The following is a 15975-nucleotide window of genomic DNA, read 5'->3' as shown; positions in this document are numbered from 1 at the left end:
GAGCGCATTGACCTCGCGCCCATTCGCCCCGAAACTCGCCGAAGATATCCCCCGGGGAGGACCGCCATGAAACCTGCTGCACTCGCCTTCGCCATCGGCCTTCTCGCGACGCCGCTCGCGGCCGACGACGTGACCGACACCCTGTCGGCAGCCCTTCAGGCCTATGAAGACGGCGACATCGACGCCGCCATCGAAGAACTCGACTTCGCCAAGTCGCTCCTGAAGGCGATGCAGACCGTCGAGCTTGGCCAGTTCCTTCCCGACCCGCCCGATGGCTGGACGCGCGAGATTGACAGCGACGCGGGACAGGGCTTCGCCTTCATTGGCGGCGGCGCGGGGACCGAGGCCGAATATTCCAACGGCACCGACAGGGTGACCCTGATGATGGTGGCCGACAACCCGATGATCACCGCCTTCGGCGGCATGATTTCCAACGCCGCCATGCTCGGCATGAAGCTCGAACGGATCGGCGGGCAGCGGTTCATCGTGGACGACGGCGAATACACCGCCCTCGTGGACGACCGCATCCTCGTGCAGGCGCGCGGCGCTGGCCCCGAGGCGATCCTGCCGCTCCTCGAAGCCATCGACTACGACGCGCTGGAACGCTTCGGGGACTAGGAACCCGGTCCACCCCCCTCGCGTTCCCCCAGAACCACAGGCCCTCGGTCGCGGATCGAGCGCCCCCCCGCACGACCAATCGGAGACAAACATGCCCCGCGACACCACCGACCTTGCCTCGATGCTGAGAGACCCCTCGCTTCTGGCCACCAAGGCCTATGTGGCGGGCGACTGGATCGACGCCGACGATGGCAGGACCTTCGATGTGGTGAACCCCTCGCGCGGCGATGTGATCTGCACGGTCCCCGACCTCACCCGCACGGAAACCGCCCGCGCCATCGCCGCCGCCAAGGACGCGATGAAGGACTGGCAGGCCAAGACCGCGAAAGAACGTGCCAACATCCTGCGCAAGTGGTTCGACCTCATGATGGCCAATCAGGACGACCTCGGCACCATCCTCTCGGCCGAAATGGGCAAGGCTTTGACCGAGGCGAAGGGCGAGATCGCCTACGGTGCGAGCTTCATCGAATGGTTTGCGGAAGAGGGCAAACGTATTTACGGCGAGACGATCCCCGGCCACCAGCCGGACAAGCGCCTCATGGTCATCCGCCAGCCGATCGGCGTCGCCGCCTCGATCACGCCCTGGAACTTCCCCAACGCGATGATCACCCGCAAATGCGGACCCGCGCTCGCCGCCGGCTGCGGCTTCGTGGCGAAACCGGCAGGCGAAACGCCGCTCTCCGCGCTCGCCCTCGCCGTGCTCGCCGAACGCGCAGGGATCACGCCCGGTCTTTTCAACGTGGTCACCTCGTCCTCGTCGTCCGACATCGGCAAGGAATTCTGCGAGAACCCGACCGTGCGCAAACTCACCTTTACCGGGTCCACCGAGGTGGGGCGGATCCTTCTGGGTCAGGCCGCCGATCAGGTCATGAAATGCTCCATGGAGCTTGGCGGAAATGCGCCCTTCATCGTCTTCGACGACGCCGATCTCGATGCCGCGGTGCAGGGCGCCATCGCCTGCAAGTTCCGCAACAACGGCCAGACCTGCGTCTGTGCGAACCGCATCTATGTGCAGGACAGGGTCTATGATGCCTTCGCCGAGAAATTCGCCGCCGCGGTTGCCAAACTGAAGGTCGGCGACGGGCTCGACTCCGATACTGACCTCGGCCCGCTCATCACCGAGAAAGCCGTGAAGAAAGTCGAGGAACACCAGGCCGATGCCACCTCGAAGGGCGGCGAGATCATCCTCGGCGGCAAGCCGCACGATCTGGGCGGGCTTTTCTACGAACCGACCATCGTGAAGAACGCCACGCAGGACATGGCTTGCGCCACCGAGGAAACCTTCGGCCCCTTCGCGCCGCTCTTTCGCTTCACCGACGAAGACGACGTGATCCAGAAGGCCAACGACACGATCTTCGGCCTCGCCTCCTACTTCTACGCCCGCGACCTCAGCCGGGTCTACAAGGTGGCCGAGGCGCTCGAATACGGCATCGTCGGCGTGAACACCGGCATCATCTCGACCGAAGTCGCCCCATTCGGCGGCGTGAAACAGTCCGGCCTCGGCCGCGAAGGCTCGCGGCACGGCATCGAGGATTACCTCGAGATGAAATACATCTGCATGGCGATCTGACCGGAGCGATCTGACTGGATCGAATTGACCGGGACCACGTGAACCGGCCTGTCAGAGCCTCCTATCTTCACTGCTTCACAAATACCTCGGGGAGCGCGAGGGGTGGAACCCCTCGCTCCCGCAGGCCCCACCGGCGCGGCCCCCCCCCCCCCCCCCCCCCCCCCCCCCCCCCCCCCCCCCCCGGTCGCCGCGGGGCACCGCGGCGAAATCCCTATTGCCAGCGCCCTTCGAACCCTTCGGGCACCAGCAGGTTGTGCCGCCCAAGATTGGCAACATTCGTCTCGCCACAAAGCGCCATGGTCGTGTCGAGTTCCTTGTGGATGACGTTCAGCGCCTCGGTCACGCCCTGTTGGCCCATCGCACCCAGCCCGTAGACAAAGGCGCGGCCGATATAGGTGCCCTTGACCCCCATGGCGAGCGCCTTCAGGACGTCCTGGCCGGAACGGATCCCGCTGTCGAGATGCACTTCGACCTGATCGCCCACCGCATCGAGGATCGAGGGCAGGGCACGGATGGAGCTGAGCGCGCCGTCGAGCTGCCGCCCGCCGTGGTTCGACACGATGATGGCATCCGCACCGACCTTGAGCGCCATTTTCGCGTCGTCAGCGTCGAGAATGCCCTTGAGAATGACCTTGCCGCCCCATTGCTCTTTCAGCTTGGCGACCTTGGACCAATCGAGCGTCGGGTCGAATTGTTCGGCGGTCCAAGCACCGAGCGATGAGGCGTCGCTGATGCCGTCCACATGGCCGACGATATTGCCAAACTCGCGGCGCTTGGCCGACAGCATCTCGATCCCCCAGGACCATTTGGTCATCAGGTTCGCAATGGTTTTGGCCGTGAGTTTCGGCGGGGCGGAGAGGCCGTTTTTCAGGTCCTTGTGTCGTTGGCCGAGGATTTGCAGGTCGAGCGTGATGACGAGGGCGGAACAGTTTGCGTCCTTGGCCCGCTGGATCAGGCGGGCGACATAGTTCTGGTCCTTCATCGTGTAGAGCTGGAACCAGAAGGGCGCGTCGGTGAAGCCGGCCACATCCTCGATCGAATTGATGGACATGGTGGAGAGGGTGAAGGGCACACCGAATTTCTCTGCGGCCCGCGCGGCTTTCATTTCGCCGTCGGCGTGTTGCATTCCGGTCAGGCCTACGGGCGCGAGAGCGACGGGCATGGCCACGTCCTGGCCGATCATCTGGCTTTTGGTGCTGCGCCCGGACATGTCCACGGCCACGCGCTGGCGCAGGCGGATGTCATCGAAGTCCGAAGAATTGTCGCGGAAGGTCTGTTCGGTCCAGCTGCCGGATTCGCAGTAGTCGTAGAACATGCGCGGCACGCGGCGTTCGTAGATGCGTTTCAGATCGTCGATGGTGGTGATCACGGGCATGGGAAACTTCCGATATTGGTTAGGTTTGCTTACCAATATGGACTGTTTTGGGCAAGGGATGATGTGCTGGCAGCGAAAAAGTACGAAATGGGACTTGTTTGGTGCGATATCGTATTATATCTCGTATTTGGTTCGAAATCGCACAAATGGAGATCTTCATGTCGCTGTCCCGCCGTAAAACACTTGCCCTGATCGGAGGTGGTTCGATCCTCGCCGCGTCCGGTGCCGCCGCCTATGCCGTGACCCGCAGACCGCAGACTGCTTTGAAACCCTGGTCGGTCGCCGGTACCTACGCCGAGCCCCGTATGCGGGCGCTGTCCTATGCCATTCTGGCCCCGAACCCGCACAACCGTCAGCCCTGGCAGGTTGATCTGCGCAAAGAGGGCGAAGTGACCCTGCGCGTGGATACGGAGCGGCTGCTGCCGCATACCGACCCGTTCGGCCGTCAGATCGTGATCGGTCTTGGCTGCTTTCTGGAGCTGATGACGCTTGCGGCGGCAGAACAGGGGTACGGGGTCGATCTGGATCTCTTCCCGGATGGCGAAGACCCCGACGGTCTCGACCACCGCCGGGTGGCTGTTGCGCGCTTTTTCGAAGGGGCGGGCACGCCTGAGCCGGACCTGTTCGGGCAGGTCATGCATCGTCGGTCCCTTAAGGAGCCGTTCGATACGGACCGCCCGGTTGATCAGGCAACGCTGGATGCGGTTCTGAGTGTTGCGACCCGCACGACCGTGGCAGGCTCGGTCGCGGCTGACGATATCGCTGCGCTGCGGGTGCTGAGCCATGAGGCGCTGCGGATCGAGATCGAGACACCGCACACCTACAAGGAAAGCGTGGACCTGTTCCGCATTGGCAGGCGCGAGGTTGATGCAAACCCCGACGGGATCGACTTTAGCGGTCCGATGTTCGAGGCGATGGCCCTGACCGGCACCTTTTCCCGGGAGGCGGCGCTGGCGCAGGATTCGCTGGCCTATGAGGGTGGTCTAAAGGCGGTCTTTGCCAATGCGGACACTGCCATGGGGCATCTGTGGCAGATCACGCCGACCAACACGCGGGTGGATCAGATCGCCGCAGGTCGCGATTGGCTGCGTTTGAACCTTGCCACAACGCGGGCAGGGCTTGGTCTGCAACCGCTGAGCCAGGCGCTGCAGGAATATCCCGAGATGGCCGGGCTTTATGCCGAGGTGCATGACAGGCTGGCGCCAGCGGGCGGAACCGTGCAAATGTTTGCGCGGATCGGGTATGGCCCCGACATCGCACAGAGCCCGCGCTGGGGATTGGAAAGCAAGATCGTGCATGCGTGACAATGACCCGTCGGTCTTTTTCGAGGTGTTCAATGAGATCGGCATCATCGAACAGTTGAGCCGCGCCATTTTGGAGGCGCGGCTGCCCCATGGGCTGATTGCGCCGCATTTTTCGGTGCTCAATCATTTGACCCGCGTTGGCGATGGGCGCACGCCGATGGAGATGGCGCGCGCCTTTCAGGTGCCTAAGACCAGCATGACGCACACGCTGAAAGGGCTGGAGCAGCATGGTCTGGTCGAGATGCGCCCGAACCCGGACGACGGTCGGTCCAAACGCGTGTGGCTGACCGAAAGGGGACGCGAGGTGCGCGCAGAAACGATTGCGGCCCTTGGGCCTGACTTTGCGAAGTTGGCGCAGGGCTTTGATGTGGCGCAACTGGTGGAGATGCGCCCTGTGCTGACTGCGCTGCGGGAGTATCTGGACGCGGCAAGAGACTGAGCCGGGCGCAGGACACCTGCGCCTTACGCGCCCCGCCCATTGCCCCTGTCTGCGCCGCGCGCTAAAGGGCGCGCCATGACTGAACGCCCCCATCGCAACTTCTATGGACGTCTCAAGGGCAAGACCCTGAAGGACAGTCAGAAACGCTATCTGGATGAAGATCTGGAGGCGCTGTCGCCGGGGCCCGTGTCGTGGGAGGACAACCCCGCGCGTGAGCCGCTGGATCTGGATGCGCTTTTTGGGGGCAAGCCCGTGTGGCTGGAGGTGGGTTTTGGTGGCGGTGAGCATCTGGTGCATCAGGCCGCTGAAAATCCGGACGTCGGCATCATTGGGGCGGAGCCTTATATCAACGGCGTTGCGATGCTGCTGGGCAAGATCCGGAGGGCAGGGGTCGAGAACCTGGCCGTGCATCCGGGCGATGCGCGCGATCTGATGGATGTGCTGCCTGCGGCGTCGATTGCGCGGGCCTTTCTGCTTTATCCCGATCCCTGGCCCAAGGCGCGGCATCACCGGCGCCGCTTTGTCACACAGGAACATCTGGAGCCCCTGGCCCGTGCGTTGAAGCCGGGTGCGATCTTTCGCGTGGCAACCGATATTCCCGATTACGTGCGTCAGACGTTGGAAGAGGTGCCGAAGGCGGGGTTCGAGTGGTTGGCGGAGCGCCCGGCCGATTGGCGGGAGCCGTGGGGCGACTGGATCAGCACCCGCTATGAGCAGAAGGCCCTGCGCGAGGGACGGGTGCCGCATTACCTGACGTTTCGGCGAAAGGACTAGCGTTTTTGGGAGCTCTGCCCCCGCGCGTGCCGCGCTCCCCCGAAGTATTTTTGGCCAGAAGAAGAGACAGGCGCGTGCGCGGTCTGGACGGGCTTGTGCGGGCGGGGTAGGTCTGCGCCGATTGAATTGATGCGAGCGCAAACATGTCCAGCCACGGTGATCCGATACCCATGACCTCTTCCGCCTGTGGGCCGCTGAGCGGCACGGCGGAGGTGCCCGGCGACAAGTCGATTTCGCATCGCTCGCTGATCCTGGGTGCCATGGCGGTGGGCGAGACGACCATCACCGGGTTGCTCGAAGGGCAGGATGTGCTGGACACCGGCAAGGCGATGCAGGCCTTTGGTGCCGAGGTCATCAACCATGGTGGCGGGTCATGGTCGGTGCATGGGGTTGGTGTTGGCGGCTTTGCCGAGCCGGATCAGGTAATTGATTGCGGCAATTCGGGCACGGGTGTGCGTTTGCTTATGGGGGCGATGGCAACCTCGCCCATTTCGGTGACCTTTACAGGCGATGCGAGCCTGAACGGGCGGCCCATGGCGCGGGTGACCGATCCGCTGGCTCTGTTCGGCTGTCAGGCGGTGGGCCGTTCCGGGGGGCGGTTGCCCATGACGCTTGTGGGCGCGGTTGATCCCGTGCCTGTGCGCTACACCGTGCCGGTGCCGTCGGCGCAGGTGAAGTCCGCCGTGTTGCTGGCCGGGCTGAATGCGCCGGGTGAGACCGTTGTGATCGAGCAGGAGGCGACCCGCGATCATACCGAGCGGATGCTGGCAGGCTTTGGGGCCGAGATCAGCACGGACGTGACGGAGGAAGGCCGCGTCATCACGTTGAAGGGGCAGCCAGAGTTGACGCGGCAGCATATTGATGTGCCGCGCGATCCGTCCTCGGCCGCCTTTCCGGTTTGCGCGGCGCTGATTGTGCCGGGGTCGGATGTGCTGGTGCCCAATATCGGGCTGAACCCCACGCGCGCTGGGCTGTTTACCACGCTGCGCGAGATGGGGGCCGACCTGGCCTATGAGAATGAGCGGGAAGAGGGCGGGGAGCCTGTGGCCGATCTGCGGGCGCGGTTTTCGCCTGATTTGAAGGGTATTGAGGTGCCAGCCGAGCGTGCGGCCAGCATGATCGATGAATACCCGGTGCTGTCGGTCGTGGCGTCCTTTGCCAGCGGCAAGACCCATATGCCGGGGGTCAAGGAGTTGCGGGTCAAGGAAAGTGACCGGATTGACGCGATGGCCGTTGGCCTGCGTGCGGCCGGTGTGACGGTTGAGGATGGGCCGGATTGGTGGACTGTCACGGGCTTGGGCCATGGCAACGTGCCGGGCGGTGTGACCTGTGCCAGCCATCTGGATCACCGGATTGCGATGTCGTTCCTGGTGATGGGGATGGCGACGCAGAAACCGATGCAGGTGGATGATGGCGGGCCGATTGCGACCTCCTTCCCGATTTTCGAGCCGTTGATGGCGGGTCTGGGTGCCGACATCCAGCGCGCCGGGTGATGACACCGCGCGCGTTCACGGTCGCGATTGATGGGCCTGCAGCTGCGGGCAAGGGGACGATCGCGCGCGCTGTTGCGGGACATTTCGGCTTTGCCCATCTGGATACTGGGCTTTTGTATCGCGCCGTGGGCGCGCTGACGCTGGACGGGGCTGATCCGATCGAGGCGGCGCGGGCGCTGGATCCACGTGCACTCGAAGACGGGCGGTTGCGCACGGCAGAGGTGGCGCAGGCCGCAAGCCGGGTTGCCGTGATCCCAGAGGTAAGGGCGGCGCTTCTGGACTTTCAGCGCAGTTTTGCCCGGCGTCCCGGGGGTGCCGTGCTGGATGGGCGCGACATCTGCACCGTGATTTATCCGGGCGCTGAGGCACAGCTTTTTGTCACCGCCAGCGCGGAGGTGCGGGCCGAACGGCGCTGGAAGGAGCTGCGTGACAAAGGCGATGATCGCACGCTGGCCGAGGTGTTGGCGGATGTACGAGCCCGCGATGCGCGGGACAGTGAGCGCGAGGCGGCACCTTTGCGCCCGGCAGACGGGGCGATGCTGCTCGACACCTCGAAGATGTCCATTGACGAGGCCGTTGCGGCAGCCATCGCGCATGTTGCCGCGAAGGGCGGTGCCCCACGCGCCTAGGCGTGAAGTGCGTTGTTGAGATCCGCGGAATCGACAATGACGTAGGACGTGAACGCAACTTTCCATACGCCATTCGGCTGGCGTTTGATCAGCGAAAAAGCCGGGTAGGGGTCCTGCACCAGAATATCGCGGCTGATCAGGCGCGTTTCATGCGTGGCGGCCACTTCGTTCGGTGACCGGAAGCTGGCGGACACACAGTGGCGCGCCATGATCGTCACCTGCTGCTTCAGAAGATGCGCGTGTACGGCATCGAAGGTGAGGTTCAGATTTTCGCGCGACCCGATGGTGCGTTTTCCGTTTACGGTCTCGATGCCGTATGGAATGAAAAAGCAATCTGCAAAACTGTCGAAGTCATGCGACAGCAATGCGTCACCTGTTCGTTCCAACAGGGTTTCCGAAATCTCGGACGGCGATGAGTAGGTCTTGATCACGGCAAAGAGGCGTTCGTTATTGATACGAACATCGCCGCATTCTGCCGAAACTTCAATAATTACGATTGCACCCCGGTCGGCGCCCGGACTTTCGGCGCGGACTTGCCGGTCAGGCGGCGTGCGCGCCGTCGGCGAGGCTTTTGACAAACTCCAAGACACTGTCGACGCTGTCGCCTGCGCCAATGCGGCTGACGATGGCGGACCCGACGACGGCGCCGTCTGCGACAGATGCAATGGCCTTTGATTTGTCAGGGGTGTTGATGCCAAAGCCGACGATGATCGGCAGATCCGTGGCTGCCTTGATGCGGGCAACCTCGGGTCCGACGTCGCCCGCTTCGGCTTCGGCCGCGCCGGTGATCCCGGTGATCGACACGTAATATACAAAGCCGGACGTGTTTTGCAGCACGCGCGGCAGGCGCTTGTCGTCGGTGGTGGGTGTCGCGAGCCGGATAAAGTTGAGCCCTGCCGCTTGCGCGGGGATGCAGAGTTCGCTGTCTTCCTCGGGCGGCAGGTCAACCACGATCAGCCCGTCGATACCTGCCTCTTGCGCTTGCGCGAGGAAGGTGTCGACGCCGCGCGAATAGATCGGGTTGTAGTAGCCCATCAGCACGATGGGTGTGGTGTCGTCGGATTGGCGGAAGGCGCGGGCCAGATCGAGAGTGCGGTCCAGGGTCATCCCGGCCTCCAGAGCGCGTTGTCCGGCCAATTGAATGGTGGGCCCATCGGCCATCGGATCGGTAAAGGGCAAGCCCAGTTCGATGACATCGACCCCGGCCGCTGGCAGACCGCGCACAACCTCGAGCGATGTGTCATAATCCGGGTCGCCTGCCATAACATAGGCGACGAATGCCTTGCGGCCTTCGGCCTTGAGTGCCGCGAATTTGGCATCGATCCGGGTTGTCATCATGCTCTCCCTTTAACGTCCCGCTGTCCCTGCCAAAGCGGTGCGGGAAAGGCAAGCGTCCTCAGAACCGGAAATGATAGCGGAGGGTGTAGGTGTTCATGCCGGGGTTGTCGTCAGCCAGGCTGGCATTCGACTTGTGCGAGATCGCGGCCGAGAGCGCATGGCCGTTGTCGAACTGGTAGCCGACCCCGAGCAGGGAGCGAATCTCGAACGACGACCCGAGGTCGTTGCCTGCGGTTCCTTCCTCGAAGAAGCCGGGCATGATGCTGTTGTCGATGAACCAGCCGTTCTGCCATTGCCACCGCGACCAGATACCCCCACCGATGAAACTGTCACCCTCTGCCGACAGAGCGACATTTACGCCCCATGCGACCGACAACACCCGCTTTTCGATAAAAGGTGTGTGCCGGTATTCGAGGTCCAGTGCGAGGCTGTCCTGGCCCTGATCTCCGAAATCTGTCGTGCCAAGCCCCAGTGTCCATTCCTGGGCGGAAGCGCTTGTCGCGCCAACAAACAGAATGAAAAAAGCAAAACAAATACGCAGCATCGCGAAAGTCCAAGTCTCAATCAATAGATCGTGGCGCATATGGCACCGAATGCCGACAATATGTGGTACGCCACAGGGCTGTCACTCCTTTTGGACGGGCCCGGTTGAAATTTTCCCGACATGTCACCGCCTTGCACCTGTTGACCGTCCTGCTAGAAGCGGCTCAACCGCACAAAAGGATGACTCCGATGGGTTTCAAGATGGGTATCGTCGGCCTGCCGAATGTTGGTAAGTCGACCCTGTTCAACGCATTGACCAAGACGGCTGCCGCGCAGGCTGCCAACTTTCCTTTTTGCACCATCGAACCCAATGTGGGCGAGGTGGCCGTGCCCGATGCACGCCTGGACAAGTTGGCCGCGATTGCAGCGTCCAAGCAGATCATTCCGACCCGCATGACATTTGTCGACATTGCGGGCCTCGTCAAAGGGGCGTCGAAGGGCGAGGGGCTGGGCAACCAGTTTCTGGCCAACATTCGCGAGGTCGACGCCATCGCCCATGTGCTGCGCTGTTTCGAGGATGGGGATGTGACCCATGTCGAAGGCCGGGTGGATCCTGTGGCCGATGCCGAAACCATCGAAACCGAATTGATGCTGGCCGATATCGAGAGCTTGGAAAAACGCCTGCAAAACATCGTGCGCAAGGTGCGCGGCGGCGACAAGGAGGCGGTGCAGCAGGAACGTCTGATGAAGCAGGCGCTGGAGGTTCTTGAGGACGGCAAACCGGCGCGTGTGGTCGAAATCGACGACGAAGACGCCAAAGCCTGGGCCATGCTGCAACTGCTGACCACCAAGCCCGTTCTCTACGTCTGCAATGTGGGCGAAGCGGAAGCTGCTGACGGCAACGCCCATTCCGCCAAGGTGGCGGAGATGGCGTCCGCGCAGGGCAACAGTCACGTGGTGATTTCGGCCCAGATCGAGGAAGAGATCAGCCAGCTTGAAGATGATGAAGCCCAGATGTTCCTTGAGGAGATGGGCCTTTCCGAGGCGGGCCTCGACCGGTTGATCCGCGCTGGCTACGAGCTGCTCCACCTCGAGACATACTTTACCGTCGGCCCGAAAGAGGCCCGCGCCTGGACCATCAAATCCGGCACTTCCGCACCCAAGGCGGCCGGCGTGATCCACGGGGACTTCGAAAAGGGGTTCATCCGGGCCGAAACCATCGCCTATGACGACTTCGTCGAGCTGGGCGGCGAGGGGCCGGCCAAGGAAGCAGGCAAGATGCGGGCCGAGGGCAAGGCATATGTCGTCAAGGATGGCGACGTGATGCACTTCCTGCATTCCTGAGCCACCGGGCGACGCGGCGGTGTGCCCCGCGCCCGGCAACGGGTGTCAGTGCATACGCACAAGGACCTTTCCGGTGTTGCCACCGGTGTAGAGCAGGTTCACCGCGTCCACGGCGTTTTCGAGCCCATCGACCACATGCAGCGGCAGGCGGAGCTCGCCCGCTTGCATCCACGCACCAAGATCCGCGACGACCTGCGGCATGAGATCCATGTAGTCGAGGATCACGAAACCGCGCATGGTCAGGCGCCGCATGATGATGTTGCGGAACATGTACGGTCCAGGCGTGGGGGACTTGGTGTTGTATGTGGAGATCAACCCACAGATCACGACCCGGCCATAGTCGCGCATATGCACAAGTGATGCATCGAGGATGTCGCCGCCAACATTTTCGAAACAGAGGTCGATGCCATCGGGGCAGGCCGAACCGAGGGCGTCCCGAACATCTTCGGTCTTGTAGTTGATGGCCGCATCGATCCCGAACTCTTCGGTGAGCATCTGGCACTTCTCGGCCGATCCGGCGATGCCGACCACACGACACCCCCGCCGCTTGGCCATCTGGCAGACCATCAGCCCGACCGCGCCTGCCGCACCGCTGACCACGACCGTTTCGTTGTCCTGCAGCTCTCCGACATGATGCAGGCCGACATGGGCGGTGGGCCCCGCGATGCTCATGACGGCAAAGGCGTGCCCGAGGTCCTTGTCGATTGGAAACGGTGTGAACCGCTCTGCGTCACCGATCACGTAATCCGCCCAGGACGCCATGCCCGATGCAAAGCTGCCGACGGGGAAGTCCGCGTTCCGGCTTTCGGTCACCTCCCCGACCACAAAGCCGCGCATCGGATCGCCAAGGCGGACCGGATCCATGTAGATGTCCCAATCCGACAACCAGACACGGTTGGTGGCGTCGAGGGACAGGTAGTGGGTTTTTACCCTGAACTCACCCTCCAGAAGATCGGGCAGCGTATGTTCGCGCAGGGTCAGTGTGGTTTCTGAAATCAAGTCTTTTGGGCGCTCGTTAAAAAACCAAGATGTCGCTGTGTGTTCAGTCATCATCTTCTCCCATTTTGAAATGCTGCACCGTATGGTGCAAATTCAATTCATGGTTGAATTTTTGATTCCGGCAACGATTTTCTTGCGTGCCGCGTCACATGTTGGTCACGGCCGATGAATTGGCCTGACTTCTCATCATCGAGGTTCGTTGATAGGCGCCCTGCTTTCTGCTTGCCCTGCCCGGGGGGGAACGATAGACGGGTCAGCGGAGACGTGGCCGAGTGGTCGAAGGCGCTCCCCTGCTAAGGGAGTAGGCGGGAAACCGTCTCGAGGGTTCGAATCCCTTCGTCTCCGCCACTTTTTCCGGCAACAGCTTTCAGAATGGATGGAAACTGCACCAGGCGCTGCGGCCGTTCGATTGATCTCGCAAGGCTTGGAGCGCGCGGTTGCAAGGATTTGTCGGAACACCGGCCAAAGCCAGCTGGCCGGTGTTCGGGTGCGCTGTCCTTACTGCAGTTGCGCGCTGTCGCTCTGGATCTTGAGTTTCCAGTCTTCGATCAAGGTGCCCTTGGTCTTTAGACGGCTCGCGAGATAGTAGAGCCGTTGCGTCGCGGGGCCCGTAGGCGCCGTTTCGAAGCGCTGCTTGAGATAGTAGGGCGGGATCGCCTGCGAGTAGAGCGTGGCGGAGATCATACCGCCGCTGATATCCACGCCGGATGGCAACGTGATCTTGTAGGTCAACTCGTCCTTGCCAGCCTTGACGCCCGCGTCATGTTCGGCGCGCCCTTCGGGCATCGTCGCTTTCATGAACGCGGCCGTCACCTCCGAGTCTCCAAACCGCGCCTTGAAGGCTTCCGTGCCGGGCTCCGCCGCGCCCCACGGCAGCAGCCGGTTGTCCTTGGGGTGGTAGACGCGGTGCACGAAGCTGGAGGTGAACTCCTTCTTCGCATTCTGGGTCAACTCCTCGTAGATCTGCACCTGCGTTTCACTGTCGATCAGATCGTAATGCGGTTGGTAGAGCGCTTCCGTCGCACCGTCGGGGACGAAGTCGAGGAATTCGGTCTTCAGCGGCTTCCCATCCGGGCCGATGATGACCCCCGCGCCATTCGTACAGCCGGAACACCAGACCTGCTTGCCATTCGCATCCGTCAGCTTCACCTCAAGGAACGCGCGGCGGAAGCCGACGCCCGACGGCAGGCGGTGCCCTGTCTTGTTGTCAACACTGACGACCGCTTCCAGTACGCCACCCGTGGCCGACAGGCTTTCGATGGCCACATCCGCCGTTTCATCCCGGGCCTGCAGGGCCATCGTCTCCAATGACAGGGCTGCACCGTTGGTCGCGTAGGTCATCGGGTCCTTGGGCCCCAGTCCCATCTCTTCGTCGAATTGCGACAGCATCTCGACCATGAAGGCGTTCAGGCCCACGAAATTGTGCCGCTTGTAGTCGTCGCGGAAGGGCACATCCAACTCGTCATGTGGCAGCGCGTTGGGCACTTCGGGCAGGTTCGTGTCCTGAATGGTCGCGATCTGCGTGGTCAGGCTTTCGATCTTGATCCTGCCATCCATGGTCTCGAAATTGCTTTTCATGTGGCAGTCCTGACAGGACTGGGCCGTGCCTGCGTCCGCGAACTGGCTGTTCTGCCATTCGAGGAAGGTGGCCTGCTCGACCGAGTGCTGGAATTGCACAAGCGGCTCACGATAGGTCACGCCGAACTCGTCCTTGAGGAATTCGACAGCGTTCTGTGCCGATTGGTTCAGGATCGCCTGTTCCTCGACCGTGAATCCGGGCAGGGGCTTGTCTGTCGCGGCGTCGACATTGGGCAGGTTGATGGTGTGGCACGCGCCGCACATCTCGCTTTCCGTGATGTAGTCGTCATGCAGCGGCGTGATGCCCATGGCGTTCTGCATCGGCTTCTGGCGCACGTCCTGGAACGGGCCGATCAGCTCGTTGGCCGGGTTCGTGCGGAACACGCCCGTGGTGCCGTTCATCAGATAGGTGTCGAGCGTGTTGTAGTCCGGCTGCCCTTCCGCGCGTTCCGGCGGCGCGATGTGGTGGCATACGGCACAGGAGATCCCCTCGCGGGCGAGGTTGCCGTATTCATGGTAGTCGTAGGTGCCGTCGGCGATCTGCTGTTCCTTTTCAGCCGTGGTCAGCGGATCATGCAGCAGGGTGTAGGCCACCTTGAAGGTGTTGCCGTCCAGACCGCTGTCCGGGTTGTTGTGTGCGTCGATCTCAAGCTGGCGTTGACCCATCGCACCGTGGCAGGACAGGCACGTGGTGCCGAGGTTTTCGGACAGATCACCTACGCCCGCCTCTTCCAGCAGGGCAAATTCGGATTCGAGTTGCGCATAGAAAATCGGGTCACGCCCGGCCAGCCCCATCGGTGACCAGCGCCATTCGCCGTATTCGGAGATGTTGAACCCGTCGCCATAGGCGGGGCCGTCCTTGATGAACATGGTCACCCCGGAAGGCGCACCGCCCAGGCCACCGTGGCAGCCCACGCAATTGTCCGAGGTCAGGAAATGCTGGGTGTCGTTGGGCCGCGCAGGCACGTGATCCAGCCATTCGCTGGGCAGCGTTTGCAGATTGGCGCGCGTGATGTCGACACCGCCCGTACCCGGGAACATATCGGTAAATGCCTTGTTCTGGTCGACCGGTGACGCCTTGGCCGCGGCCACATGTGCGGCGCGCATGGCGGCAGGGTCGTGGGGGTCGTTCACGTAGGACTTGATCATCTCCTCGAGGCTCGCACCAAAGGCGGGCTTTTGCGCCATGGGCAGGTCGCGCCAGCTGGCGTCCACGCGGTAAATCACCGGTTCACCCGGATACCCTTCGATGTTCTCGAGCGCGGAAAAGATCAGCTCTTCGGCGGCAGAGGCGTGACAGCGCATGCACATCCCGTCGCCACCCGCACCCAGCGGCGGGCTGAAGGGCGCCTCGAATGTGTCGATGACCGGTTTGCGCGCCTTCATATCCTCTGTGTTCGCAAAATAGACCGATGCGAAGAACCACCCGCCGTGGGACAGGGCGCTGTCCTTGACCATAACCGTCCAGTTCAGGCCACCTTCGTTGTAGGCATAATGTTCCATCTCCCGCGCGACCCTTTCCGGGTCGTTCGGGTGTTCTTTCAGCAGGCTTGCATAATGCTCGTTGTATCGGGCCGACGGCGGGTTCACCATTTCCTTGACAACGATGGCCCCGTCCTCGATCGCGCCTTCGCGGCCGCCCTCCAGCCAGGTCATGATCTCGGGCGAGTAGTACATGCGGACAGCCGGGTGGATGCCGAAACTCATATTGAAGACAAACGGGCCCGTGTCGCGCCAGCTTTTGTCGCGTTTCCAGTCCAGCGCCACATACTCGCGTTTCGCGATCCACGGAAACAGCACGTTTTCATAGTCGATCAGGGGCAAGGTGCTTGGCAACGGAAGCTCAGCACTCTGGCCCGCTTGCGGCGGCTCTTCGGCCGAGGTGATGTGCGACATTGAAAACAGGGCGAGAAGAACGGGGACGAGAAAACGAGCGCGCATAGAATTGGTCTCCTGCATCGAATATCGGCAGAATGCCACCTAAGCGCGAATTTGTATACGCAAAATTTCGCTCATTCCGGGTGATCTCCC

14 protein-coding genes and 1 tRNA gene are annotated in these 15975 nt (G+C 62.4%); 9 read left to right on the top strand and 6 right to left on the bottom strand.

Annotation, left to right across the window (positions count from 1 at the left end):
* Positions 1 to 66: 66 nt before the first annotated feature.
* A complete protein-coding gene (locus KJP29_RS08640) occupies positions 67 to 618 on the top strand; it encodes a hypothetical protein (protein WP_218463176.1) in 552 nt (183 codons plus the stop codon).
* A 91-nt stretch (positions 619 to 709) separates the two neighbouring features.
* Positions 710 to 2188, top strand: coding sequence for an NAD-dependent succinate-semialdehyde dehydrogenase (locus KJP29_RS08635; protein ID WP_218463175.1), 1479 nt, complete (start codon positions 710 to 712; stop codon positions 2186 to 2188).
* A gap of 211 nt (positions 2189 to 2399) precedes the next feature.
* Here KJP29_RS08635 and KJP29_RS08630 read toward each other — a convergent pair whose 3' ends face one another.
* Positions 2400 to 3563 carry an alpha-hydroxy acid oxidase gene (locus KJP29_RS08630; protein WP_218463174.1) on the bottom strand — a complete coding sequence of 388 codons (1164 nt, stop codon included), beginning with the start codon at positions 3561 to 3563 and terminating at the stop codon, positions 2400 to 2402.
* A gap of 158 nt (positions 3564 to 3721) precedes the next feature.
* On the opposite strand from KJP29_RS08630, the gene KJP29_RS08625 reads away from it, so the two are divergent.
* The 5 genes from KJP29_RS08625 to KJP29_RS08605 all read left to right on the top strand — a co-directional run bounded on the left by KJP29_RS08625 (position 3722) and on the right by KJP29_RS08605 (position 8202).
* Complete coding sequence (locus tag KJP29_RS08625) at positions 3722 to 4867, top strand: twin-arginine translocation pathway signal protein (RefSeq protein WP_255553515.1); 1146 nt, start codon at positions 3722 to 3724, stop codon at positions 4865 to 4867.
* Positions 4860 to 5306, top strand: a complete 447-nt coding sequence (locus KJP29_RS08620; protein WP_218463173.1) for a MarR family winged helix-turn-helix transcriptional regulator — start codon at positions 4860 to 4862, stop codon at positions 5304 to 5306. Before KJP29_RS08625 ends, KJP29_RS08620 begins: the two co-directional genes overlap by 8 nt.
* A 75-nt stretch (positions 5307 to 5381) precedes the next feature.
* A complete protein-coding gene (locus tag KJP29_RS08615; RefSeq protein ID WP_218463172.1) occupies positions 5382 to 6080 on the top strand; it encodes a tRNA (guanosine(46)-N(7))-methyltransferase TrmB in 699 nt (232 codons plus the stop codon).
* A gap of 143 nt (positions 6081 to 6223) precedes the next feature.
* Positions 6224 to 7573 (top strand): 3-phosphoshikimate 1-carboxyvinyltransferase, encoded by a 1350-nt coding sequence (aroA, locus tag KJP29_RS08610; protein ID WP_218463171.1) that lies wholly within the window; start codon positions 6224 to 6226, stop codon positions 7571 to 7573.
* The gene (locus tag KJP29_RS08605; protein WP_218463170.1) at positions 7573 to 8202 is read left to right on the top strand and encodes a d(CMP) kinase; all 630 of its coding nucleotides are present in this window, start codon (positions 7573 to 7575) and stop codon (positions 8200 to 8202) included. The genes aroA and KJP29_RS08605 overlap by 1 nt, the downstream gene beginning before the upstream one ends.
* On the opposite strand, the gene KJP29_RS08600 is transcribed toward KJP29_RS08605, so the two are convergent.
* From KJP29_RS08600 to KJP29_RS08590, 3 genes are all read right to left on the bottom strand, one after another.
* Positions 8199 to 8780: a hypothetical protein gene (locus KJP29_RS08600; RefSeq protein WP_255553514.1), complete on the bottom strand. Its 582-nt coding sequence runs from the start codon at positions 8778 to 8780 to the stop codon at positions 8199 to 8201. The two genes, KJP29_RS08605 and KJP29_RS08600, sit on opposite strands and share 4 nt — an antisense overlap.
* Positions 8743 to 9537 carry a tryptophan synthase subunit alpha gene (gene trpA / locus KJP29_RS08595; RefSeq protein ID WP_218463169.1) on the bottom strand — a complete coding sequence of 265 codons (795 nt, stop codon included), beginning with the start codon at positions 9535 to 9537 and terminating at the stop codon, positions 8743 to 8745. The genes KJP29_RS08600 and trpA overlap by 38 nt, the downstream gene beginning before the upstream one ends.
* Positions 9538 to 9598: 61 nt before the next feature.
* Positions 9599 to 10123 (bottom strand): acyloxyacyl hydrolase, encoded by a 525-nt coding sequence (locus tag KJP29_RS08590; RefSeq protein WP_255553513.1) that lies wholly within the window; start codon positions 10121 to 10123, stop codon positions 9599 to 9601.
* Between the two features lie 149 nt (positions 10124 to 10272).
* Here KJP29_RS08590 and ychF point away from each other — a divergent pair, with 149 nt between their 5' ends.
* Complete coding sequence (gene ychF, locus KJP29_RS08585) at positions 10273 to 11367, top strand: redox-regulated ATPase YchF (protein WP_218463168.1); 1095 nt, start codon at positions 10273 to 10275, stop codon at positions 11365 to 11367.
* A 45-nt stretch (positions 11368 to 11412) separates the two neighbouring features.
* Here the strand turns inward: ychF and KJP29_RS08580 are convergent, their stop codons facing one another.
* The gene (locus KJP29_RS08580) at positions 11413 to 12417 is read right to left on the bottom strand and encodes an NADP-dependent oxidoreductase (protein ID WP_222522392.1); all 1005 of its coding nucleotides are present in this window, start codon (positions 12415 to 12417) and stop codon (positions 11413 to 11415) included.
* 207 nt (positions 12418 to 12624) lie between these two features.
* Between KJP29_RS08580 and KJP29_RS08575 the strand changes: the two genes are divergently transcribed.
* Positions 12625 to 12714, top strand: a tRNA-Ser gene (locus KJP29_RS08575).
* A 150-nt stretch (positions 12715 to 12864) separates the two neighbouring features.
* Here KJP29_RS08575 and KJP29_RS08570 read toward each other — a convergent pair.
* Positions 12865 to 15885 (bottom strand): hypothetical protein, encoded by a 3021-nt coding sequence (locus tag KJP29_RS08570; RefSeq protein WP_218463166.1) that lies wholly within the window; start codon positions 15883 to 15885, stop codon positions 12865 to 12867.
* Positions 15886 to 15975: the final 90 nt, after the last annotated feature.

Origin of the sequence: Maritimibacter sp. DP1N21-5, assembly GCF_019218295.1 — a bacterium.
Lineage (GTDB): Bacteria > Pseudomonadota > Alphaproteobacteria > Rhodobacterales > Rhodobacteraceae > Maritimibacter.
This window is presented reverse-complemented; position numbering and strand designations above follow the sequence as displayed.

Excerpts from the sequence above, each read along its gene's own strand:
- KJP29_RS08590 (WP_255553513.1), bottom strand. The coding sequence starts at position 10,123 with ATGCGCCACGATCTATTGATTGAGACTTGGACTTTCGCGATGCTGCGT.
- KJP29_RS08570 (WP_218463166.1), bottom strand. The coding sequence starts at position 15,885 with ATGCGCGCTCGTTTTCTCGTCCCCGTTCTTCTCGCCCTGTTTTCAATG.
- KJP29_RS08625 (WP_255553515.1), top strand. The coding sequence starts at position 3,722 with ATGTCGCTGTCCCGCCGTAAAACACTTGCCCTGATCGGAGGTGGTTCG.
- KJP29_RS08630 (WP_218463174.1), bottom strand. The coding sequence starts at position 3,563 with ATGCCCGTGATCACCACCATCGACGATCTGAAACGCATCTACGAACGC.
- KJP29_RS08640 (WP_218463176.1), top strand. The coding sequence starts at position 67 with ATGAAACCTGCTGCACTCGCCTTCGCCATCGGCCTTCTCGCGACGCCG.
- KJP29_RS08580 (WP_222522392.1), bottom strand. The coding sequence starts at position 12,417 with ATGACTGAACACACAGCGACATCTTGGTTTTTTAACGAGCGCCCAAAA.
- KJP29_RS08620 (WP_218463173.1), top strand. The coding sequence starts at position 4,860 with ATGCGTGACAATGACCCGTCGGTCTTTTTCGAGGTGTTCAATGAGATC.
- ychF (WP_218463168.1), top strand. The coding sequence starts at position 10,273 with ATGGGTTTCAAGATGGGTATCGTCGGCCTGCCGAATGTTGGTAAGTCG.
- KJP29_RS08635 (WP_218463175.1), top strand. The coding sequence starts at position 710 with ATGCCCCGCGACACCACCGACCTTGCCTCGATGCTGAGAGACCCCTCG.
- aroA (WP_218463171.1), top strand. The coding sequence starts at position 6,224 with ATGTCCAGCCACGGTGATCCGATACCCATGACCTCTTCCGCCTGTGGG.
- KJP29_RS08605 (WP_218463170.1), top strand. The coding sequence starts at position 7,573 with ATGACACCGCGCGCGTTCACGGTCGCGATTGATGGGCCTGCAGCTGCG.
- trpA (WP_218463169.1), bottom strand. The coding sequence starts at position 9,537 with ATGACAACCCGGATCGATGCCAAATTCGCGGCACTCAAGGCCGAAGGC.
- KJP29_RS08615 (WP_218463172.1), top strand. The coding sequence starts at position 5,382 with ATGACTGAACGCCCCCATCGCAACTTCTATGGACGTCTCAAGGGCAAG.